This window comes from Cupriavidus sp. Met-2 (assembly GCF_049843575.1).
GTDB lineage: Bacteria > Pseudomonadota > Gammaproteobacteria > Burkholderiales > Burkholderiaceae > Cupriavidus > Cupriavidus metallidurans.
The window spans coordinates 14,212-36,043 of the sequence record NZ_JBBHZL010000018.1 but is presented as its reverse complement, the minus strand read 5'-3'; the positions used below and the strand labels follow the sequence as shown (position 1 = coordinate 36,043).

Annotated in this window: 16 protein-coding genes; 3 read left to right on the top strand and 13 right to left on the bottom strand. The window is 64.5% G+C overall.

Features of this window, described 5'->3' with window-relative positions:
* Position 1: 1 nt before the first annotated feature.
* Positions 2-1,216 carry a monovalent cation:proton antiporter-2 (CPA2) family protein gene (locus tag WD006_RS27455; RefSeq protein WP_029307961.1) on the top strand — a complete coding sequence of 405 codons (1,215 nt, stop codon included), beginning with the start codon at positions 2-4 and terminating at the stop codon, positions 1,214-1,216.
* A 57-nt stretch (positions 1,217-1,273) separates the two neighbouring features.
* Here WD006_RS27455 and WD006_RS27450 read toward each other — a convergent pair whose 3' ends face one another.
* From WD006_RS27450 to WD006_RS27430, 5 genes are read right to left on the bottom strand one after another with little or no spacing between them, the layout of a single operon-like run.
* Positions 1,274-2,209: a LysR family transcriptional regulator gene (locus WD006_RS27450; protein ID WP_011516359.1), complete on the bottom strand. Its 936-nt coding sequence runs from the start codon at positions 2,207-2,209 to the stop codon at positions 1,274-1,276.
* The gene (locus tag WD006_RS27445; RefSeq protein WP_008650737.1) at positions 2,209-3,120 is read right to left on the bottom strand and encodes a 2-hydroxy-3-oxopropionate reductase; all 912 of its coding nucleotides are present in this window, start codon (positions 3,118-3,120) and stop codon (positions 2,209-2,211) included. The genes WD006_RS27450 and WD006_RS27445 overlap by 1 nt, the downstream gene beginning before the upstream one ends.
* A gap of 23 nt (positions 3,121-3,143) precedes the next feature.
* On the bottom strand, positions 3,144-3,929 hold the full coding sequence (gene garL, locus WD006_RS27440) for a 2-dehydro-3-deoxyglucarate aldolase (protein WP_011516361.1): 786 nt from the start codon (positions 3,927-3,929) through the stop codon (positions 3,144-3,146).
* 15 nt (positions 3,930-3,944) lie between these two features.
* Entirely contained in the window at positions 3,945-5,039 is a 1,095-nt protein-coding gene (locus WD006_RS27435) for a malate/lactate/ureidoglycolate dehydrogenase (protein ID WP_029307960.1), read from the bottom strand.
* A 2-nt stretch (positions 5,040-5,041) separates the two neighbouring features.
* A complete protein-coding gene (locus tag WD006_RS27430) occupies positions 5,042-6,043 on the bottom strand; it encodes a Bug family tripartite tricarboxylate transporter substrate binding protein (protein WP_011516363.1) in 1,002 nt (333 codons plus the stop codon).
* Positions 6,044-6,292: 249 nt separating this feature from the next.
* On the opposite strand from WD006_RS27430, the gene WD006_RS27425 reads away from it, so the two are divergent.
* A complete protein-coding gene (locus tag WD006_RS27425; protein WP_029307959.1) occupies positions 6,293-7,972 on the top strand; it encodes a thiamine pyrophosphate-binding protein in 1,680 nt (559 codons plus the stop codon).
* A 58-nt stretch (positions 7,973-8,030) separates the two neighbouring features.
* Here WD006_RS27425 and WD006_RS27420 read toward each other — a convergent pair whose 3' ends face one another.
* Entirely contained in the window at positions 8,031-8,348 is a 318-nt protein-coding gene (locus tag WD006_RS27420) for a hypothetical protein (protein ID WP_008650745.1), read from the bottom strand.
* 543 nt (positions 8,349-8,891) lie between these two features.
* Between WD006_RS27420 and WD006_RS27415 the strand changes: the two genes are divergently transcribed.
* Complete coding sequence (locus WD006_RS27415) at positions 8,892-12,395, top strand: pyruvate carboxylase (RefSeq protein WP_029307958.1); 3,504 nt, start codon at positions 8,892-8,894, stop codon at positions 12,393-12,395.
* Positions 12,396-12,545: 150 nt separating this feature from the next.
* On the opposite strand, the gene WD006_RS27410 is transcribed toward WD006_RS27415, so the two are convergent.
* The 7 genes from WD006_RS27410 to WD006_RS27380 all read right to left on the bottom strand — a co-directional run bounded on the left by WD006_RS27410 (position 12,546) and on the right by WD006_RS27380 (position 21,783).
* Positions 12,546-13,649 (bottom strand): porin, encoded by a 1,104-nt coding sequence (locus WD006_RS27410; protein WP_011516367.1) that lies wholly within the window; start codon positions 13,647-13,649, stop codon positions 12,546-12,548.
* Between the two features lie 376 nt (positions 13,650-14,025).
* Positions 14,026-15,264, bottom strand: a complete 1,239-nt coding sequence (locus WD006_RS27405; protein ID WP_011516368.1) for an ABC transporter substrate-binding protein — start codon at positions 15,262-15,264, stop codon at positions 14,026-14,028.
* Positions 15,265-15,345: 81 nt separating this feature from the next.
* Entirely contained in the window at positions 15,346-16,404 is a 1,059-nt protein-coding gene (locus WD006_RS27400; RefSeq protein ID WP_029307957.1) for a cyclase family protein, read from the bottom strand.
* A gap of 230 nt (positions 16,405-16,634) precedes the next feature.
* The gene (locus WD006_RS27395) at positions 16,635-16,790 is read right to left on the bottom strand and encodes a hypothetical protein (protein ID WP_223277318.1); all 156 of its coding nucleotides are present in this window, start codon (positions 16,788-16,790) and stop codon (positions 16,635-16,637) included.
* Positions 16,791-17,035: 245 nt separating this feature from the next.
* Positions 17,036-17,485: a hypothetical protein gene (locus WD006_RS27390; protein ID WP_029307956.1), complete on the bottom strand. Its 450-nt coding sequence runs from the start codon at positions 17,483-17,485 to the stop codon at positions 17,036-17,038.
* Between the two features lie 136 nt (positions 17,486-17,621).
* Complete coding sequence (locus tag WD006_RS27385) at positions 17,622-19,322, bottom strand: MBL fold metallo-hydrolase (protein ID WP_029307955.1); 1,701 nt, start codon at positions 19,320-19,322, stop codon at positions 17,622-17,624.
* 91 nt (positions 19,323-19,413) lie between these two features.
* Positions 19,414-21,783 (bottom strand): DNA polymerase II, encoded by a 2,370-nt coding sequence (locus WD006_RS27380; protein ID WP_104669811.1) that lies wholly within the window; start codon positions 21,781-21,783, stop codon positions 19,414-19,416.
* Between the last annotated feature and the right edge of the window lie 49 nt (positions 21,784-21,832).

Below are 21,832 nucleotides of genomic sequence, written 5' to 3'. Positions count from 1 at the left end.
CATGGAATTGTTACTCCAGGCAGTGCTATTCCTCGCATCGGCCCTTGTGGTGGTGCCACTCTCCATCAGGCTCGGGTTCGGTTCCGTCCTCGGCTATCTGGTCGCCGGGATGCTCATCGGTCCCTCCGCGCTCGGGTTCGTCACGGATGTCAATGCCGTGCTGCACATTGCCGAGCTCGGCATCATGCTGATGATGTTCATCATCGGCATCGAGATGGATGTTCGAAAACTCTGGAACCTGCGGCGATCGATCTTTGGCCACGGCGGTGCCCAGGTCCTGCTTTGCGCGGTGCTGCTGGCTCTCGCATTCACCGCCTTCGGGGTGAACTGGCGTGTAGGGGTTGCCGCTGGCTTTGCACTGTCCCTGTCGTCGACGGCGATGGTGATCGCGATTCTGGAGCAGCGCGGGCTGATGCAGGCGCCGATTGGCCGGGCGAGCTTTGGCATCCTGTTGTTCCAGGACATGGCCGCCATCCCGATGATTGCGCTGTTGCCGCTGCTTTCCCCCGCACCGGCCACTACCAACACGATCGCGGGGTGGATCGTCGCGCTCGAGGCGCTGGGCATGCTGGCTGCCGTGGTGTTTGGCGGAACCCTTCTGCTGCGGTATCTGTTGCCGATCATCCGGCGCAGCGGCACGCGGGACATGGTGACCGTATTCGCGCTGCTCTGGGTGATCGGCATCGCGTTGCTGATGCAAAGCGTGCATCTGTCGATGTCTTTGGGCGCGTTCGTGGCGGGGGTGTTGCTGGCGGGCTCCGACTGCCGCGAGGAAATCGAGGCGGACATCAGCCCCATCAAGGGCGTATTGCTCGGCCTTTTCTTCATGGCCGTGGGCATGTCGATCAAGTTCGATGTCCTGGCAAGCAAGCCGTTCCTCGTTGCCGTACTGCTCCTGGTGCTGCTGGTCGCCAAGATATCAGGCCTGCTTTTCCTCGCAAGGCAGATTCAGTTGCCGCGGGGTGACCGAGTTTACTTTGCGGTGCTTCTTTCACAGGGTGGTGAGTTCGCGTTCGTCGTGATGGCCGTGGCCGAGGCGGCACGCCTGTTGAATGGCGAGCAGGCGTCCATCGTGACCGCCGTGGTGGCGCTATCCATGGCCGCAACGCCGTTGTTGCTGATGGCATTGCGCACGAAGGAGGTCGCGAGGGACGTGGAGCGTCCGCTGCCGGCCGCCAACCGCCACGCTGACGCACCGGATGCCGATCTGCATTGACACTGCATGAACGCGGGATATCCGCACGATGATGGCCCGAGGGGGCTCGGATCTGGCTTAGATGAGCCGCGCCCCCGGCCAGGCCCCCGACATCACGATATTCCGGACCGAAAGCCGCACCGTCTGCATGATGTCCCAGAGTTCCGGCACAGGTGGCCGGTTCCGTGCCGTGGCCAGCGCTACCTGGCGGGTGACCACCGGATCGACCAGCCGCGCGGAATGCAGGCGGCCTTGTGCGACGCGGTCCGCCACTGCGGCGAATGGCAACAGCGTCGCGCCACAACCGTCTTCGACGAGCCGCATCGACACCGTGTTCGACGCATCGCATTCCAGCGCCATGTTCAGCGTGGTGCCGACCCGCGCGGCCAGCGATTCGGCCAGCACGCGCAGGCCGTGCCCGGTGCTGGGCAGGATCATCGGCACTTCACCCAGGCGGCGGGCCTGGAACGTCGGTCCGAGATGGCTCCACGACGTGGGCGTGACCAGTGTCAGGTCTTCCTCGAGCAGGATGTCGACCTTGAGCGCGCCTTGCTGCTCAGGCAGGTAGAGCAGGGCGACGTCGATCTCTCCGGCGGCCAGCCACGCCAGGATCGGGCTGGCAAGCCCTTCCACGAAACGCAGCTTTGTTGCCGGAAAGCGTGTCTTCAGTGCGGTGCCAATGGCCGCGAAGGCGGTGTTGGCGATGGTCGGCTGAGCCGCGATCACGAGCTGTGCCGGGCCCTGGGCGGTCGAGGCGCGCACGGCGGCGCGCGCCTCGGTCAGCGTGGCGGCCACCTGCCGCGCGTAGCCCAGCAGCGTATTGCCCGCTTCGGTCAGCACCACGCCGCGGCCGCTGCGGTGAAACAGGCGCGTGTCCAGCGATGCCTCGAGCCGTGCGATCTGCCGGCTTACGGTCGACTGGTCCGCGCCCAGTTCCAGCGCCGCGCGCGAAATGCTCTGCGTGTTGGCCACGCAGATAAAGCACGCGAGATCGTCGGAGTTCAGTGCCGACATCAGCCTTTGGTCGGAGCGTTGGTCGGCTTGTCACCGATCGCGAACGACGACATGTGCTCGATCGCCTTGACCAGTCCCGAGTGATCCCAGCCCGCGCCGCCCTGCGCCACGCACACGTTGAACAGTTGCTGGCACGATGCGGTGTTAGGCAGGCCCAGACCGAGCGCCTTGGCAGTGGACAGCGCGAGGTTCAGGTCCTTCTGATGTAGCTCGATGCGGAATCCCGGCTCGAAGGTGCGCTTGATCATGCGCTCGCCGTGCACTTCCAGAATGCGCGAACTCGCAAAGCCGCCCATCAGCGCCTGCCGCACGCGTGCCGGATCGGCGCCGGCCTTGGCAGCCAGCACCAGCGCCTCGCTGACAGCTTCGATCGTCAGCGCGACGATGACCTGATTCGCCACCTTGGCCACCTGTCCGTCGCCGGCATTGCCGACCAGCGTGATGTTCTTGCCCATCAGTTGCAGCAGCGGCAGCACCTTGTCGAAGACATCCTGCTTGCCACCGGCCATGATCGACAGCGTGGCGGCCTTCGCGCCAACCTCGCCGCCGGAAACCGGTGCGTCGACGTAGTCGCAGCCGAGCTTCTCGATGCGTGCCGCGAATTCGCGCGTCTCGATTGGCGAAATCGAGCTCATATCCACCACGATCTTGCCCGGGGACAGGCCCTCGGCCACGCCCTGTTCGCCGAACAGCACGCGGGCGACGTCGGGGGTGTCCGGCAGCATCAGGAAGATGACGTCGGCCTGCCGCGCCACATCGGCCGCACTGGCGCACGACTGGACGCCCGCATCCAGCAACGCCTGCGGCACACCGCTGCGCGTATGAGCATGGACGGCGTGGCCGCCCGTTTGCAGATGCAGCGCCATGGGCTTGCCCATTACGCCGAGTCCGATAAATCCGATCTTGCTCATGTCGATATCCGGTTGAAGGGGAGTCACACGGTAAAGCGCTCGCGCAACGCGCGTGCCGCGTCGCGCAGCAGTGCGTTGTCGATACCCACCGCAACAAAATGCGCGCCCATGTCCAGGTAGCGCTTGGCGTCGGCTTCCACGGGCGTCAGCGTGCCAATGGCCTTGCCGGCGCGGTTGGCCGCTTCATAGATCTGCCGCACGGCTGCCTGGACCTCAGGATGGTTCGGGTTGCCCAGATGCCCGTAGGCTGCGGCCAGGTCGTTGGGGCCGATGAAGATGCCGTCAACGCCGGGTTCCGCGCAGATTTCGTCGGCCGCTTCCACGCCCTTGCGGCTTTCGATCTGTACCAGCACGCAGATATTGTCGTTGATGGTCTTGAAGAAGTCCGGCAACGTGCCATAGCGGTTCTGGCGCTGCGCGCCGGAGACGCCACGGATGCCGTCAGGCGGGTAGCGCGTGGCGCGCACGGCACGACGGGCTTCTTCCGCCGATTCCACGAACGGAATCAGGAAATTGTAGAAGCCGATATCGAGCAGCCGCTTGAGCATCACTGGGTCGTTCCACGGCGGGCGAACCACCGGCGCGCTGGTGCTGTCCTTGAGCGCCATGAGTTGCGGCATGAACGTCAGCACGTCATTGGGTGAGTGTTCTCCGTCGAGCAGCAGCCAGTCAAATCCGGCCAGGCCGATGATCTCGGTGGTCACGGGCTGGCCCAGCGAGCTCCACAGGCCAATCAGGCGCTTGCGCGCGAGCACGTCGGCCCGGAAACGGTTTGGCAGGGGGGTGATCTGCGGCAGATGTTGGGTCATGCGGTTACTCCTGGTTCAATCGGTCACCAGCGCCGAGACCGGCCCCGGCGACTTGCCACGCGCCTGAAGCACGCGAGCGGCGGCATCGTCTAGCTGGGCCAGCGTGCTGCTGTCCACGGGGATGAAATCGGCGCGGGCGCGGCGCCATTCGCGTTCCGTGTCGCCGGGCAGGCGGATCTGGTCATTGCCCGGCTGCAGCCGTGACGCCTTGACCCATTCGACAAACGCCTCGACCTCGTGGCCGAAGGTGGTGCTGCTGCCCAGTCGTGCCGGATCGAAGATGATCGCCAGCATGTTGTTCCACACCGCATGTTCGTGCGTGAGCGTCTCCGGACGGATCGTATGGCCACCGGTCACCGCCGCGCCGAGCAGTTCGCACATCACGGCCAGCACGTAGCCCTTGTGCTCGCCGAACGTGCGCAGCGCGCCCTGCGGGCCGCCGGCGCCGGGGAACATGACCGAGGGATCGTCGGTGGGGTGACCGTTCGGGTCCATCAAGGAGCCCGGCGGCACCGCCACGCCCTTGTTGTGGGCCACGCGCACCTTGCCAAGCGCGATGGCGCTGGTGGCGAAGTCGAGCACCAGAGGCGGCTGCGCGGGTAGCGGCACGCCGATCGTGAACGGATTGGTGCCGAAGCGCGCGTCGTAGCCGCCGTGTGGCGCGACGATCGGCTTGGAGAGGACGTTGACGAAATGGATCGAGATCATGCCGGCTGCCGTGGCCTGCTCGGCCCAGTGGCCGACCCGGCCCAGATGGTGCGAGCGGCGCAGGCCAAGCACGCAGACACCATGCTCGCGGGCGCGTTCGATGCCCATCCCCATGGCCTGTTCGGTCACCGCCTGGCCCATGCCGCGATTGCCGTCCAGGCTCAGGATGCCGCCCGATTCGTGCACCACGCTGACCTTCTGGTTGAGCTGGAGCTGATCGCCTTGCCACGACATCACATACTTCGGGATCATCCCCACGCCGTGAGAGTCGTGGCCCGACAGGTTGGCGCCCACGAGGTGATCGGCGGTCAGCCGGGCCTCGCGGGCATCGGAGCCTGCCGCCAGCCAGAGATCGACCACCCACCGATGCAGGCCGGCGGTCGGAATACGGTGTTCACTCATGCTTACTCCAGGTGAATATTGGCCACCTTGATCAGGTTTGCCCATTTGGCAACTTCGCTTTTCTGGAAGTTGCCCAGTTCGGTGGGGCCGGCGCCCGAGGGTTCGATGCCCATCGCTGCCAGCTTGCTGCGCACATCGGGCTGGCGAATGATCTTGCCGATCTCGCCGGAGAGCTTGTTGATGATCGGCATCGGTGTGCCAGCCGGCGCGAAGATCGCCTGCCATGACACGATTTCATAGCCGGACAGGCCGGGGGCGGACTCGGCCATGGTCGGCACGTCGGGCAGTTCCGGCGCGCGCTTTGCGCCCGTCGTGGCCAGCGCGCGGAACTTGCCGGCCTGGATCATCGGCATCGCCGCCACGCTGTTCTCGAACACGATGTCGACCTGGTTGCCCAGCAGCGCCTGCACAGCCTGGCTGCTGCCTTTGTAGGGAACATGGGTCATGCGCAGCCCGGCCATGTTGGCGAACAGTTCGGCTGCCAGATGCTGCGACGTGCCATTGCCCGACGACCCGAAGTTGACCGAGCCCGGCTTGGCCTTGGCCGCGGCGATCACGTCCTGCACGCTCTTCCATGGGCTGTTGGCATTGACCACCAGCACGTTCGGCAGGGTGCCGATCAGTGCCACAGGCTGGAAGTTCTTGACCGGGTCATACGGCATCTTCGGATACAGGCTGATATTGATCGCGTGGGAGCTGATCGTGCCGCCGAGCAGGGTATAGCCATCGGGGGCGGCCTTGGCCACGTAGTCCGAGCCGATGTTGCCGCCCGCGCCCGCGCGGTTTTCCACCACGATCGACTGGCCCAGCGTCTGCGACAGGCGCTGCCCGATCAGGCGGCCCAGCAGATCGGTAGTGCCGCCCGCCGCGAATGGCACCACGTAGGTGATGGGCTTGCTGGGCCAGTGATCGGCAGACTGCGCGCCGGCCTGCGTGGCGATGGTCATGCATCCGGCACAAAGCACGGCCAGCATGGGCCGCATCCGACGATGGGTGAAAAACATTGCGTTGTCTCCTGTTACGCGAACGGGTGGGTACGGCGTTGCGGTACGATATTCGCTGTGTTTTCTTCTTGTTCTGCCTGTCGGTTTCGTGGGCAGATCCGGGCGTCTTGTTCCGCGCCTCGCCAGCAAATCTACACGCGCGAGTGCCACGCTGACTTGCAGAATCCGCATAACAGAAATGCACGATAGACCGCGCGAGGGCGCGCGTCAAACGGAACAATCGCAGACATTCCATCGCAGGCTTTCGATATGACCGCTAACGCTTCTTCTCCCGTCGCCCGCACTGGCGGACGTGTCCTCGTCGATCAACTTCGCATCCACGGCACCGAGCGCATTTTTTGCGTGCCGGGGGAGAGCTTTCTGGATGTTCTGGACGCGCTGCATGACCAGCCGGCGATCGACCTGATCGTTACCAAGCACGAAGGGGCGGCCGCCAACATGGCGGAGGCGGACGGCAAGCTGACCGGGCGTCCCGGCATCTGCTTCGTGACGCGCGGACCGGGCGCCACGCACGCAAGCTGCGGCGTGCATATCGCCGCGCAGGATTCCACGCCGATGATCCTGTTCGTTGGCCAGATCGCGCGCGAGCACAAGGGGCGGGAAGCGTTCCAGGAAGTGGATTACGCCGCGGTCTTCGGCTCGATGGCCAAGTGGGCGGCAGAAATCGATGATCCCGCGCGGATTCCGGAGATGGTGGCCCGTGCCTTCCAGGTGGCTACGTCGGGCCGTCCCGGCCCGGTGGTGCTGGCATTGCCGGAGGACGTGCTCGACAACATGGTGGAGTGCGTCGACGCGGCGCCGTATCGCGCGGTGGCAGCGGCCCCGCGTGCCGAAGATGCTCAGGCGCTGGCCTCGGCCCTGCGCGCGGCGGAGCGTCCGCTCGTGATCGCTGGTGGCGCCAACTGGACGGAAGCCACTGTGCGCGACTTCGCGGCCTTCGTGCACGCATGGGATTTGCCGGTGGCCTGCGCCTTCCGCCGTCAGGACGTGCTCGACAATCGTGATCCGCATTACGTCGGGCACCTGAGCCTGGGCGTCAATCCGAAGCTTGCAGAGCGCGTGGAAACCGCCGATCTGATCGTCGCATTCGGCACGCGCCTCGGGGACATCGCAACCGATGGCTACACAATGCTCGAGGTGCCGCGGCCGAAACAGAAGCTCGTGCATATCCATGCCGACAGCTTCGAGTTGGGCCGCGTCTACCAGGCCGCACTGCCGATCCATGCCGGGGTGGAACCCGGCGCGGCGATGCTCGCATCGCTGCAGCCGCCAGAGCAGGTACCGTGGAAGTCGTGGACGGCGGGCGCGCGCGCGGATCACGAGGCCTTTGTCACACCGCCGAAGCCGCATTCGGAATTGAGCGGCGTGAATATGTCCGCCGCGATTTCGCACCTGAGCAGCGTGCTGCCCGAGGATTCGGTCGTGACCAACGGTGCAGGCAACTATGCCGTCTGGCTGCACCGCTTCTACGCCTACAAGCGCCCCCGTACCGAACTGGCGCCGACCTGTGGCGCGATGGGCTATGGCCTGCCGGCGGCGATCGCAGCCAAGTTGCGCCATCCGGAAAAGACCGTGGTCTGTCTGGCCGGCGACGGCTGCTTCCTGATGTACCCGCAGGAGATCGCCACCGCTGCGGCGCATGGCGTCAACCTGATCGTGGTGGTGGTCAACAACCGTATGTACGGCACGATCCGGATGCATCAGGAGCGCCGCTACCCGGGCCGTCAAAGCGGCACGACGATCGTCAATCCGGATTTCGTTGGCATGGCGCGCGCCTGCGGCGCCTGGGCCGAGCGCGTGGAGAAAACCGAGGATTTCGCGGCGGCCTTCGAGCGGGCCCGCAATGCTGGCAAGCCCGCCGTGCTGGAACTGCTGACCGACCCGCTTCAGATCACGCCCGCCATGCGGGTGACCGAAATGCCGACCTGAAATCGGATCGGCCATTAAGGTCGGAAACGTCGGAAAGGTTGGGTTGCTCCGACTGATCCTAGAAGAGCGTTGCCTGCGGCCGGACTTCGTGTCCGGCCGTTTTCATTTGGGCAGCCGGCTGGTTCAGGATCTGGCGAATCTGCGCCAGATAACGTTCGCCCACGGCGCGATGGGTCTTGCGCGCTTCCTCGGCGAAGCTCCGGCGCGATGGCGCCCGGATATTGAGCAGCCGGCAGATGGTGGAAAGATAAGGCTTCTTCCCATCCGCTGCGACACGCCTGGCGGCAGACATCAGGGCGGCATCGCCAATCCGGCCTCGCAGCCACACCAGTACCTGTCGGTCGTATTCGTTTTGCACGCGGATCAGGTGTTCCATCTGATACCTCCGAGAATTCCTAGGACTGTTCATCCATACAGTTACTGTAAATATATACAGTGATCGGGAATTTTCAAGGGGACAGTAGAGGAATCCTGGCCGTGGGGTGGCCGGTATCAGCCTTCGCCCCCCTTTACGTCCCGAAATAGGGGAGATAGCGGCAGATGGTGCCCATAACGCCCTGCAGTCGGGCGCCATGAAGATGGGGGGCAAGTGGTGTCGCTCGGTAATGGCGGATTTCACGATTGAACTTATGAATTTCATTCCTGAAACCATCGCATCAAACCGCTGCGATTGATATTCCCTGACAAATCAACGAGATACGCGCACCGCCACCTTGTGGCCCGCTTTTTGCGTTTTCGACCCCTGCAGACGTACACGTGAATGTGCGCGCAAGTTGATCGTCAATCCCGCTCACCGTGCAGTGCCGACGGGCTGATCTCCGACTTCTCCGGCATGGGCAGGACCTGCCCACCGCCGTCTTCTGACTTCTGGCCATGGCGTGTCCCCACGCGTGGCCTGTTCGCTTAGGTTGCATGCCCTATGGACTTCGCCCCGATCAAGTCGTTGTTGATTGCCAACCGTTCCGAGATCGCGATTCGCGTGATGCGGGCCGCCGCCGAGATGAGCATCCGCACAGTCGCTATCTACTCGAAGGAGGACCGGCTCGCGCTTCATCGCTTCAAGGCCGATGAGAGCTATCTGGTTGGCGACGGCAAGAAGCCGCTGGCGGCTTACCTCGATATCGAAGACGTTCTGCGGATCGCCCGGCAGGCAAAGGTCGACGCGATTCACCCGGGGTATGGTTTTCTGTCCGAGAACCCGGACTTCGCCCAGGCGGTCATCGACGCTGGCATTCGCTGGATCGGGCCATCGCCTGAAGTCATGCGGATGCTCGGCAACAAGGTGGCGGCGCGTAATGCGGCCATTGCGGCGGGTGTGCCCGTCATGCCGGCGACCGATCCGCTGCCGCTCGACCTGGCCGAGTGCAAGCGCCTGGCGGCCGGCATTGGCTATCCGTTGATGCTCAAGGCAAGCTGGGGCGGTGGCGGCCGTGGCATGCGGGTACTGGAGAGCGAACAGGACCTGGAGCCCTCGCTGGCGGCGGCCCGTCGCGAGGCGCTGGCCGCGTTTGGCAACGACGAGGTGTACCTGGAGAAGCTGGTGCGCAACGCGCGCCACGTCGAGGTGCAGATCCTGGGCGACACGCACGGCAATCTCGTGCATCTGCACGAGCGTGACTGCACGGTGCAGCGGCGCAACCAGAAGGTTATCGAACGCGCGCCTGCGCCATACATGGATGCGGCCGGTCGCGCGTCACTGTGCGACGCGGCGCTGCGCCTGATGGGCGCGGTCGGCTATTCGCACGCCGGCACGGTGGAATTCCTGATGGATGCGGACACGAACAAGTTCTACTTCATCGAGGTCAATCCACGTATCCAGGTGGAACACACGGTCACCGAAATGATCACGGGGATCGACATCGTCAAGGCACAGATCCGCGTCACGGAAGGCGGCCGGATCGGCATGACCGAAGACACGCTCGACGAGAACGGCGATATCACCACGCGCGCGGCGGGCGTGCCGCCGCAGGCCCAGATTCCGCTCAATGGCCACGCGCTGCAATGCCGGATCACGTCCGAGGACCCTGAGAATGGCTTCCTGCCGGACTATGGCCGTCTCACCGCGTATCGCAGCGCGGCCGGCTTCGGGGTGCGCCTGGATGCCGGCACCGCCTATGGCGGCGCGGTGATCACGCCGTACTACGATTCGCTGCTGGTCAAGGTCACCACCTGGGCGCCGACGGCCGCCGAGTCGATCCGCCGCATGGATCGCGCCCTGCGCGAGTTCCGCATTCGCGGGGTGTCCTCCAACCTGCAGTTCCTGGAGAACGTCATCAACCATCCCGCGTTTGGGAGCGGTGACGTCACCACGCGCTTTATCGACCTGACGCCGGAACTGCTGGCCTTCACCAAACGGCGTGATACCGCCACCAAGCTGTTGAGCTATCTGGGCGACGTCAGCATCAACGGTCATCAGGAAATGACGGGCCGCGCGGTGCCGCAGTTGCCGCTTCCGAGGCCAGTCCTGCCGGTGGTTGACACCACCAGACCGCTTCCCCTCGGCACGCGCGATCGACTGCGTGAACTGGGCGCGGAGAAATTCGCAAGCTGGATGCTGGATCAGAAGCAGGTGCTGCTGACCGACACCACCATGCGCGATGCGCACCAGTCGTTGTTTGCCACACGGATGCGTACGGCAGACATGCTGCCGATCGCGCCGTTCTACGCCAGCGAGCTGTCGCAACTGTTTTCGATGGAGTGCTGGGGCGGCGCCACGTTCGACGTGGCCTTGCGCTTCCTGAAGGAAGACCCGTGGCAGCGCCTGGCGCAGCTGCGCGAGCGCGTGCCCAACATCCTGTTCCAGATGTTGCTGCGTGGCTCGAATGCCGTCGGTTACACGAACTACGCGGACAACGTGGTGCGTTTCTTCGTCAAGCAGGCCGCCAGTACCGGCGTGGACGTATTCCGCGTGTTCGATTCGTTGAACTGGGTGCGCAACATGCGCGTGGCGATCGACGCCGTAGGCGAAACCGGCGCGCTGTGCGAAGGTGCGATTTGCTATACGGGCGATCTGTTCGATGGCTCCCGCCCCAAGTACGACCTGAAGTACTACGTGGGCATCGCCCGCGAACTGCAACGCGCTGGCGTGCACGTGCTCGGCATCAAGGACATGGCGGGTATCTGCCGCCCCCAAGCCGCTGCGGCGCTGGTCAAGGCGCTGAAGGAAGAGACCGGGCTGCCCGTGCATTTCCACACACACGATACCAGCGGCATTTCAGCGGCATCGGCACTGGCTGCCATCGAGGCGGGCTGCGATGCCGTCGACGGCGCGCTGGACGCGATGAGCGGGCTCACGTCGCAACCGAACCTGTCGAGTATTGTCGCCGCGCTGGCCGGCAGCGAGCGCGATCCCGGACTCAGTCTGGACCGCCTGCACGAAGCGTCGATGTATTGGGAGGGCGTGCGCCGCTACTACGCGCCGTTCGAGTCCGAAATTCGCGCTGGTACTGCCGACGTCTATCGCCACGAGATGCCGGGTGGCCAGTACACGAACCTGCGCGAGCAGGCTCGCTCGCTTGGCATCGAGCATCGCTGGACCGAAGTGTCGCGCGCCTACGCCGACGTCAACCGGATGTTCGGTGACATCGTGAAGGTGACGCCTACGTCGAAGGTGGTTGGCGATCTGGCGCTGATGATGGTGGCCAACGATATGACGGCAGCGGATGTGTGCGATCCGAACAAGGAGGTGGCATTCCCCGAATCCGTGGTGTCGCTGTTCAAGGGCGAACTGGGCTTCCCGCCGGATGGATTCCCCGCCGAGCTTTCGCGCAAGGTTCTCCGAGGTGAGCCGCCCGCGCCGTACCGTCCGGGCGACCTGATCCCGGCCGTCGATCTCGATGCCGTCCGCGCACAGGGTGAGGCCGCCTGCGAGCAGCCGCTCGATGACATGCAACTGGCGTCGTACCTGATGTATCCGAAGCAGACGGTCGAGTACCACGCGCATGTGCGCGCCTATAGCGATACATCGGTGCTGCCGACCCCGGCCTATCTGTACGGGCTGCAGCCCCAGGAAGAAGTGGCCGTCGACATTGCGGCGGGCAAGACACTCCTCGTCTCGCTGCAAGGCACTCACCCCGATGCCGAAGAGGGCGTGATCAAGGTCCAGTTCGAGCTGAACGGCCAGTCGCGCACGGCCCTGATCGAGCAGCGCAGTACGGTCAGCGTCGCCACGGCCCGACAGGGCCGCCAGGTTGCAGATCCCGAGAACCCGTTGCACATCGCCGCGCCGATGCCGGGCTCGATCGTGACCGTGGCGGTGCAGCCCGGGCAGCGTGTGGCAGCCGGCACGACGCTGCTCGCGCTGGAGGCGATGAAGATGGAGACCCACATCGCGGCCGATCGCGACGGCGAGATCGCTGCCGTGCACGTCAAGCCTGGCGACCGCGTGGCAGCGAAGGATCTGCTGATCGAGTTGAAGGGTTGAAGGGTTGAAGGGTTGAAGGGTTGAAGGGTTGAAGGGGGCGGGCGTTAAAGGGAAGGGCATTCGGCCAGACGCAAAAAAGGCCCGCCAAGGCGGGCCTGCAATGACGAAGGAAACCTCCGTCGTGGAGCGTGTCTGGTATGTGCTTGCCGATCAGAAGCGATGGCGGATGCCGATGATCGCGCCGAACTGGTTCTGGCCCGCACCGACCTGTTCGGTGGCGGCCGTCAGCGTGGTCGCGTTGGCGTTCAGCGACGGGCCGAAGCCGGAAAGTCCCATAGCCGATCCGTTGCTGTTCTGGGCGTAGGCGGCAATGGCGTAGAGGTCCGTACGCTTCGAGAACGCATAGGTACCCGAAAGCACGAAGCTGTACGGATCGCCGCTGCTGTTGCGCACGTCGGTGTAGTAGGCTGCGCCGGTCACGGTGACCGCAGGCGTTACCTGGTAGCTCGCGCCAAGCCAGTACAGGTTGGTGCGCAGCGAGCTGGTGGCGAAATCGCCGTAGTACCAGCGGTAGCCGGCAAAAGCCCGACCTCGGCCGAAGTTGTAGCTGGCGCCGATGCTGGCGCGGCGCTCGCGATTGTCATCGGTAGCAACGGTGCTGCCGCGCACTTCGTCGTAGACCACGCGCGCCGACAGCGGCCCCGCATCGTAGCCGGCCGCGGCTGACCAGTTGCGGCCAGCCTTGTAGTCGCCCGGAATCTCGCCACCGGCCTTGCTGTCGTAGCCGGTGCTGTAGAACAGCCCGTAGTAGACCGCGCCAAGCTTGCCGGTCAGCTTCAGCGAGTTGTCGGCCCGGCCCGACATCCACTTGTCGTGCATCAGCACCGAGTAGCGCGTGGCGATGGCCATCGGGTCATACGTGAGCGAGAAGTCATAGAGTACGGTCTGATGACGACCCAGCGTCAGCGATCCGTACTGGTTCTGCAGGCCCACGAATGCCTGGCGGCCGAACAGCCGGCCGGCCTGGTTGGCGTTGCCGGTGTCCAGGTCGAAACCGTTCTCCAGCGTGAAGATGGCTTTCAGGCCACCACCAAGATCCTCGCTGCCACGCAGGCCCCAACGCGAGGTCGACAGGTTGCCGGCCGACAGGCGGACAACGCTGTTGCTACCGCCGGCGGTGTTCGGTACGTGGGTCAGGTATTCCACGCCGGCATCGACGACGCCATAGAGCGTAATGCTGCCGTCGGCGTGGGCCGTGGCGGGCAGGGTGGGCAGAATGGCCAGCGCGGCCAGGCAGGTTATACGGGTCTTCATGCTTCGTGATCCTTGTTATCAGACGCACGCACGCCTCCTTGCGGGCTCGGGCGCGGTGCGGCGTCAGGAATGTAACGAGAGGAGACGAAGCAAAGAAGAGTGGAATTGGTGACAGTTTGTTCGTGGCTGTGAACAATGCCAGGGGCGTGTTGAAGGGAGAAAGGATGTCCAATCTGGTTGCGCGATGAAGGTGCCACGCCTTTTCGCGGCCATTGGCGCGCTTTCCGATCCCGGTGGACGGGTCACCAAACCGTTTCAGTTTTCCGTTCAGGAGTAGCGCTGGCTCGATCAGGCCTATCGACGAATTGCCATACCACGTCGAGTCGCAGCATCATGCGCGGCGCGTCGACGCCACGCATGACTCTAAAGATGTTCGTTACTTCTTCAGCAACGGGCATTGCGACTTCGAAGGCGGAATGAACGCCTGGTCTCCAGGCACCGTGGCCAGTAGCTTGTAGTAGTCCCACGGATACTTCGATTCCTCGGGCTTCTTCACTTCGAACAGGTACATGTCGTGCACCATGCGGCCGTCCTCGCGGATGCGTCCGTTCTTTGCGAAGAAGTCGTTGATCGGCGTGGCTTTCATCTGCTTCATGACCGCCGCGGTCTCGTCGGTACCGGTTGCCTGCACAGCCTTCAGGTAGTGCGAGACCGATGAGTAGACACCGGCCTGGCTCATGTTCGGCATCTTCTTGACCTTCTCGAAATAACGGCGTGACCACGCGCGCGTGGCGTCATTCATGTCCCAGTAAAACGCCTCGGTCAGCACCAGACCCTGGGCGGTCTTCAGGCCGATGGCATGGATGTCGTTGATGTAAAGCAGCAGCCCGGCCAGCTTCTGATTGCCATTGCGTGTCAGGCCGAACTCGGATGCGGCCTTGATTGCGTTGACGGTGTCACCACCGGCATTGGCCAGTCCTACCACTTGTGCCTTGCTGGCCTGGGCCTGCAGCAGATAAGAGGCGAAGTCGCTCGTGTTGAGAGGATGCCGTGCGGCGCCCAGCACGCGGCCGCCGGCCTCATTGACCACGGCGGTGGCCGATTGCTGCAGTGTATGGCCGAAGGCGTAGTCGGCCGTCAGGAAAAACCACGTTTTGCCGCCACGCTCGACCATGGCGCGCGCGGTGGTGTTGGCCAGCGCGTAGGTGTCATATGCGTAGTGGACGGACACGGGCGTGCACAGATCATTTGTGATGCGCTCCGTGCCGGGGCCCGAGAACACCACGATCTTGTTCTTTTGCTTGGCGACGTCCAGCACGGCCAGCGCGGGCGCCGATGCGGCCACGTCGAGGATCGCGTCCACGTGGTCCTGATCGAACCATTCGCGCGCCTTGTTGGCGGCGATATCGGCCTTGTTCTGGTGATCGACCACCACCAGTTCTATCTTCTTGCCAAGTACCTTGCCGCCGAAGTCGTCGATCGCCATCTGCGCGGCGGCGGCACTACCGCGCCCGGTGACGTCGGAGTACAGGCCGCTCATGTCGAGCAGTAGTCCGATCTTGACGATATCGTCGGAGATACCGGGCTTGGGTTGCGCGTGGACGTGCGCGGCCACGCTGGTGAATGCCGCCGTGACCAGTACCGCGGCAGCGAGCTTTTGTGCTTTTGTTTTCATGCGTCTCCTCCTTGGTGTTCGGGTGTCCTTCCGGGTTCTTCTGGTTTTTCCCCTCGCCCACGCGAGGGAGAGGGGAGCAAGTCAGACTGTCGCGATCGGCGTCGTCGGCGATCCCACGGCACCCGGCAGCCTGAGCGGTGGCGCGGTCAGCATGAAGCGGGTGCGACGATGCGCGCGCAGCCAGTCGGCCAGTTCGCGCAGATACCAGAGTTCGCCGAGCGGCAATCCCAACTTGAACAGGCAGTGATGATGCAGCGGCAGCAGCGGGTGGGTTTTCGCGTCGGCCGGCGCCGGGCGTGCCGGATAGCGTTCGACGGCATAGTTGTCCGCGATCAGCGCGGCGATGCCGGCATCGGTGATCCAGTTGAGCAGGCGGTCGTCGCGCCCATCCAGGGCGCAGCAGCTGTGGTGCAGCACATTCTCGTCGGGCTCGCGTTGCATCGACAGCACCACCTCGGCAAAGCCGGTGCGCAGCAGGAGCATGTCGCCGCGTTCCACTTCCGCCTGGTGTGCTTCCATCGCCCGCATCAGGTCTTCGTAGCCCACATTGCGGTATCCGGTGCCGTAGACGTCGGCCAGATCGACCAGCACGCCTCGGCCTTGCATCCCCTTGACGGCGAAATTCTCGATGCCGAGCGCATCGGCATGGCTGCCGTGGCCGTGGCCGCAATCGTGGGCTTCGAAGTGGTCATCCTCGGCGTAGTCCACGGGTCCAACGATGTCGGCATTGGCCCGGTAGCCGTTGTAGTAGACCCGTTCCGGACGGCCATCGCCGTCGGCGTCGAACAGCGCGCCAACGTGGGCCAATGAGTCCCACTGCGTCGAATACTGCAGACACAGCAATACCTGATCGTCGCTGATCACATCGGTGGCGGCAGGGTCCACCTTGGCCAGCGGGAAGTTCAGATAGGGGATGTCGTCGCGGAATGTCGGGCGCAACTGAGGCGGGTGGCGTCGCGGATTGAGCTTGTTGCCACCAGGGTAATCGAGCGGTAGCGAGAGGCAGAAACTGATGCCTGCCTGTATCTCTTTCGCCCCTCTGATCACCTGCTCGGGCCCGATCAGATTGACGCGGCCGAGTTGATCATCGGGCCCGAATTCGCCCCAGTTGGAGCCTTCTGGACGCTGCTTCCAACGCATGCTTCGTGTCTCCTCTTGTCGGATTGATGCTTCGCCTTGATAACCGGCAGGGTCTCGCCATGTTGCGCGTTTATAGACGAAAAGGCGACGCAAGATCATTTTGCGTCGCATCAAAACCATGCGGAGGGGTGGCAGCGCAGGGCGGAATCCGGGAGGCCCGGAAAGCAAAACGCCGGTCTCGTGGACCGGCGTTTCGACAGGGTGACGGTGCTTGCAGCGTCTGTGGCGCGTCAGGTGGGGTGATCTTCCGCGCGAGCGCCAGCTGCGGAGTCGAGTAGTTGTTGCTGCTTGAGCAGCGGGTCATTCTTGAGTACCCAGCGGGCACCGAAGGCCAATGCAACGATGCAGGCCAGCATATACGCAACTATCGCAGTGAGAGTAAGCATGATCTTCACAGGAAGCGGTTGCGACCGCATTGCCAGCGTTCGGAACATGATTCGATCATGTAAACGTGGCGGGCCGGATGGGAACGGATTGTATGTGAGAGAAGACCTGAATCCGGCCGGAAACCGCCTGAAATTTTCTGTATGCCGATCTAAGCGCATTTAATATCGGCGAAATATACGGTGTGCGGAGCTCCGGAAGCTCCGCGGCGGGGCGGCGAGGCTGCCGTCCCGCGACCCATCCGAAGTCAGAGGAAACATCCCATCTGGAACTGCGTCGCACGGGCGGCGTTCACCGCCTCACGGTAGCGGTCTGCCCGGCTCCAGTATTCGGTGTGCTCCATGGCCCATTCCGTGCCTCGGATCTGGTAATCGAGAACGCGGCACTGGTTCCAGAACGCATTCATCAAGCGCCAGTCCTGCTCGGCGTCACGTTCGTCCCAAGCCTGGATCTGCTGCGAAATCTGCGCCTGATGTTGCAGGTAGGCCATCTCCGCCTGTCGCGCCTTGGGGGTGGCGCGGGGGACGGTGACCACGCTGCCGCGCATGGTCCGGGTCGTGTTGGTGTAGCCGGCGGGGCATGAGGGCGTTGCCGTATAGAGCGTGTCCTGGCTGCTTTCACACTTGGTGACGGCAGTCGCGGCGCCCGCGCCTGTAGCGGTCAGCGTCAGCAACATCACGGCAAGGAGTCTGGACATGATGGCGCCTCCGATGCATCTCAATGCCATCAATGTAGGCAGCGCGCCGGCGTACCGCCAAGACCGGCGTGGTATCCAGATATTTCAAGCGATAGCGGCGGTTTTGCGGCGCCGCAGCAAGATGCCTGGCGGGCCGTTACAGCCCACCAGGCAACAGGTGCCAGATACCTTCCACCTCGCGTGCCAAGCCGTCGGCCTCGAGCTTGCGCAGATGTGCCAGCAGCGAGCGTTGGGCGATCGGGTGCTTGCCCGGAGGCACGTCGTCGTAGACGCTGGCCAGCAGCGTGGCGAGATCCGTCGGGGCCAGCGCGCGCAGCGCGTTCATGACCTTGGCTTCACGTTGCTGGCGATGCCGGATCAGCAGGCGGATCGCGTCATGCGGCCGGCCCATCAGGAAGCCATGACCGGGGGCAATCCACTCGATGTCCTCGTCGAGCAGCGCCCGCAGGGACCCCAGGTATGCGCGCATATCGCCATCGGGCGGGTTGATCACGACGGTCGAACCCTGCATCACGTGGTCGCCCGTGAACAGCGTCTTCTCTTCCTCGAGCAGATAGCAGAGATGGTTCGAGGCATGGCCTGGGGTGTGGACCACGCGCAGCGTCGTCTGGGGCCCGAGGGCGATACGGTCGCCGTGCCGCGGCATGTGGTCGGGCGCGAAGGTCGGGTCCTGCCGGTCAGTCACTGTCGTGACCAGCCCGATGACGGGCGCGCCCGTGGCGGCGCGCAGTCGCACGGCGCCCGGCGAGTGGTCCATATGCGTGTGCGTGGCGAAGATCCATTTGACGGGGCCTGGCGCGGCGGCCATGACGGCGTCGAAGTGGGCGGGATCGTCGGGACCCGGGTCGATCACGGCCCAGGTGTTGTCCGCTCCGGCCACGAAGTACGTATTGGTACCCGGCCCGGTCATGACGCTGCCGTTGTTGGCCGTTACGCGCCAGACGCGATCGGACAGTTTTACGGCATGGCCCGGCTCCAGCGCGTAGCGGCCGTGCCCGGCGCCATCGGGGTCGATGCGGGAGATTTCCGCATACGGTGCCTCTTCCGGCATCACCGGGCGCTGGCCCTTGGGTCCGCTCGCCAGAAGTGGCATGACCAGAGGGATATTGCGCTGCTGCTGCGCGAAATCGAAGCAAGTCTGCGCGTTCTGGAAATGCGCGATCGACTGCAGGATCTTGCGCGTGGCATTGACCAGCGTGAAATTGCTGGCCGGGTCGATAGCCTCGGCCGGACGCAGCCAGCGGTGCTCCACGGCTTCCACGCCGTCGTGGAGAGCGGTCTGGCCCGAGGGCAGCATGGCCATGAAGAAGCGCGTGTCGAAGCGCTTGGGCAGTCCGGGTGGCGTGAGCCAGTAGGCGCTGTACGCCAGTCGGTCGACGGCCAGCCGCAACCCCAGCATCTCGCAAACGTGCGCCAGCCCCTTGCCACCGTAGCCGGCCGCCTCGCGCAACTGGCGGCGCACGCTTTCCGCCAGACTGTCGAGTTGCACCAACTGCCCGCGTGTGTCGTAGGCGAACAGCAGGTTGGCTTCCTCGAACGCTTCTCGCACCGCGCATAGGTAGTAGTCGAGTCCGTTCGCCGCGACGCTGAGCCGCGCGCTGGCGGCTGAGTCCTCAAGTCCGCTGCACAGGCTGTGCAACGTGGCGTCCTGCGGGTCGAGCGTGCCGCCGGGAAACACGAAGGCGCCGGCGCTGCGGTCGTCGTCGCGCTGCGGGCGGCGCATCATCAGCACCTCCATGCCGCGTGTTCCGTCACGCAGTACGAGCATGCTGGCGGCGGCGCGCATGGCCTTGGAACGGGCAACCGGGGAAGTGGGATCGGGGAGGGTGGTGGACATGATGGACTGCGCGGGAAGTCTCTGCGGATTCTTGTTCTAAGTCGCCAAGCATACCTCAGCGAATGTGCCCGAAACCGTGCAACTAGGGAAGTTACTGGGGAAACAGCGTCATTTGCCCAGTCAGCAATGTCTCGAAATCGTCGTCCAGAAACGGCAGGATCGCATCGGCAATCGGCTGCAACTGTCGTGTGACGTAGTGCTCATAGTCGATTGGCGATGCGCGTGTTTCCAGTGGTTCGGGGCCGGCCACCGTCATCAGGTAGCTGATCCAGCCGCCACGCTGGTACTGGCGCGGCCTGCCGTGCAGTACGTTGTACTCGTCGGCGATGCGTGCCGCCCGTACGTGCGGTGGCACGTTGCGCTGGTATTCGTCGAGCTGGCGGCGCAGGCGCTTACGGTAGATCAACTGCTCGTCGAGTTCGCCGGCGAGCGTGCGGTGGACGGTGTCGCGCACATAGTCCCGATAGGGCTCGCGGTTGAAGATCTTCGCGTAGAGCGTCTGCTGGAACTGCTGCGCCAGCGGTGACCAGTCGGTGCGCACGGTTTCCAGGCCCTTGAACACCATCTCGGCCGTGCCGTCGGCGCGCATCACCTGGCCCGCGTAGCGCTTCTTGCTGCCGAGATCGGCGCCACGGATGGTCGGCATCAGGAAGCGCCGGAAATGGGTCTCGAACTGCAGCTCGAGCGCGGACTCCAGGCCGTAGGTCTGCCACAGATGATCTCGCCACCAGTCGTTCACGTACGCCACCAGGCTGCGGCCGATCTGCGCGGCGTCGGCCTCAGACCTCGCGCGACGCAGCCACACGAACGTCGAATCGGTGTCGCCGTAGATCACCTCGTAGCCCCGCGCCTCGATAAGCGCGCGCGTCTGGCGCATGATCTCGTGGCCGCGCATCGTGATCGACGACGCCAGTCGTGGGTCGAAGAAGCGGCAGCCGCTGGAACCCAGCACGCCGTAGAACGCGTTCATGATGATCTTGAGCGCCTGCGAGAGCGGCTTGTTCTTGTCTCGCTTGGCGGCTTCGCGGCCCTGCCACACGCGCGCGACGATGGCCGGCAGGCAGTGCTTCGTGCGTGAGAACCGCGCGCCCCGGAAGCCGGGCACCGATTCGGCATCGTCAGGGTGGGCCAGGCCCTCGACCAGTCCGATAGGGTCAATCAGGAACGTGCGGATGATCGACGGATACAGGCTCTTGTAGTCGAGCACGAGCACCGATTCATAGAGTCCGGGGCGGGAATCCATGACAAAGCCACCAGGGCTGGCTTCCGGCGCCTTCTCGCCAAGACTAGGCGCGACGTAGCCTTGCCGATGCATCAGCGGCATGTAGAGATGCGTGAAAGCCGCGACCGAACCGCCACTACGATCCGCCGGCAGGCCGGTCACCGTCGCGCGTTCCAACAGGAAGGGAAGCAGCTCCGCTTTCTCGAAAATGCGCGTGACCAGTTCGCAGTCGCGGAGGTTGTAGCGGGCCAGTGCCGGCTTGTCTTCGGCGAACATCCGGTCGATCGCATCCATGCGGTCGTACGGGTTGTCGATAGCCTTGCCTTCGCCCAGCAGCGTCCGGGCCACGGATTCGAGACTGAACGACGGGAAGTTCCAGGTGGCCGAGCGAAGGGCCTCGATGCCGTCGATGATCAGCCGGCCCGCCGCTGCCGCGAAGTAGTGCTGCTGCTGGTTGTGCTCGCGCCACTCCAGTTCCGCGCCGCCACGACCCAGGCGCAGCGGAATCTGGTGCTGGCGCGCGTGTTCGCGCAGCACACGCAGGTCGAACTGCACCAGATTCCAGCCGATGATCGCGTCGGGATCGTGGCGGGCCAACCAGTCGTTGAGGGCCTCCAGCAGCAGAGGACGGGTTGCGTGGTACTCGAGCGCGAAGTCGATATCCGCCGCCGGTTGCGCGGGGGTGGGGCCCAGCATGTAGACCTGCCGCTCGCCACAGCCCTCCAGCGCGATGGAATAGAGTTCGCCGAACGCATTAGTTTCGATGTCGAGCGAGACCAGGCGCAGCTTGGGCCGGTAGCCGGCCGCAGGCTTCATCTGGGCGTCGCGCAGCACGCCGTCCGCCCCGGGCTGGCCGTCGAACCAGACCGGGGCGGTGATGAACCGCTCCATCAGATAGCGCTCTGGCGGGCGGACGTCGGCCTCGTAGACGCTGACGCCCGCGTCGCGGAGCGCCTTTTCAATCCGCATGAGCTGACGGTGCTGGTCGCAGTAGATCCCTGTCACCGGGCGTCGCTGGAAGTCCTGCAAGTTCAGCGGGCGGAACTCGACATCGCACTCGCCACGCAGCAGCGCCTCGGCCGTCTCGCGTTGCGCGGCCGGTATGAACGCCGTGGATGGCTGCCGGGGCAGGCGCAGTCGGCGCGGGCCCTCATCGGTGGCGAGCCAGAACTCGACTTCCGTGCCTGCGGGCGTGTCGCGCCAGTGACGGGTCAGGAGAAAACCCTGCTGTAGTGCCAACTTCGAAACCTTCGGGGGCCTGTATCTGGCGGGAATTCTAGCGGACGGA

Excerpts from the sequence above, each read along its gene's own strand:
- WD006_RS27455 (WP_029307961.1), top strand. The coding sequence starts at position 2 with ATGGAATTGTTACTCCAGGCAGTGCTATTCCTCGCATCGGCCCTTGTG.
- WD006_RS27450 (WP_011516359.1), bottom strand. The coding sequence starts at position 2,209 with ATGTCGGCACTGAACTCCGACGATCTCGCGTGCTTTATCTGCGTGGCC.
- WD006_RS27445 (WP_008650737.1), bottom strand. The coding sequence starts at position 3,120 with ATGAGCAAGATCGGATTTATCGGACTCGGCGTAATGGGCAAGCCCATG.
- garL (WP_011516361.1), bottom strand. The coding sequence starts at position 3,929 with ATGACCCAACATCTGCCGCAGATCACCCCCCTGCCAAACCGTTTCCGG.
- WD006_RS27435 (WP_029307960.1), bottom strand. The coding sequence starts at position 5,039 with ATGAGTGAACACCGTATTCCGACCGCCGGCCTGCATCGGTGGGTGGTC.
- WD006_RS27430 (WP_011516363.1), bottom strand. The coding sequence starts at position 6,043 with ATGTTTTTCACCCATCGTCGGATGCGGCCCATGCTGGCCGTGCTTTGT.
- WD006_RS27425 (WP_029307959.1), top strand. The coding sequence starts at position 6,293 with ATGACCGCTAACGCTTCTTCTCCCGTCGCCCGCACTGGCGGACGTGTC.
- WD006_RS27420 (WP_008650745.1), bottom strand. The coding sequence starts at position 8,348 with ATGGAACACCTGATCCGCGTGCAAAACGAATACGACCGACAGGTACTG.
- WD006_RS27415 (WP_029307958.1), top strand. The coding sequence starts at position 8,892 with ATGGACTTCGCCCCGATCAAGTCGTTGTTGATTGCCAACCGTTCCGAG.
- WD006_RS27410 (WP_011516367.1), bottom strand. The coding sequence starts at position 13,649 with ATGAAGACCCGTATAACCTGCCTGGCCGCGCTGGCCATTCTGCCCACC.
- WD006_RS27405 (WP_011516368.1), bottom strand. The coding sequence starts at position 15,264 with ATGAAAACAAAAGCACAAAAGCTCGCTGCCGCGGTACTGGTCACGGCG.
- WD006_RS27400 (WP_029307957.1), bottom strand. The coding sequence starts at position 16,404 with ATGCGTTGGAAGCAGCGTCCAGAAGGCTCCAACTGGGGCGAATTCGGG.
- WD006_RS27395 (WP_223277318.1), bottom strand. The coding sequence starts at position 16,790 with ATGCTTACTCTCACTGCGATAGTTGCGTATATGCTGGCCTGCATCGTT.
- WD006_RS27390 (WP_029307956.1), bottom strand. The coding sequence starts at position 17,485 with ATGTCCAGACTCCTTGCCGTGATGTTGCTGACGCTGACCGCTACAGGC.
- WD006_RS27385 (WP_029307955.1), bottom strand. The coding sequence starts at position 19,322 with ATGTCCACCACCCTCCCCGATCCCACTTCCCCGGTTGCCCGTTCCAAG.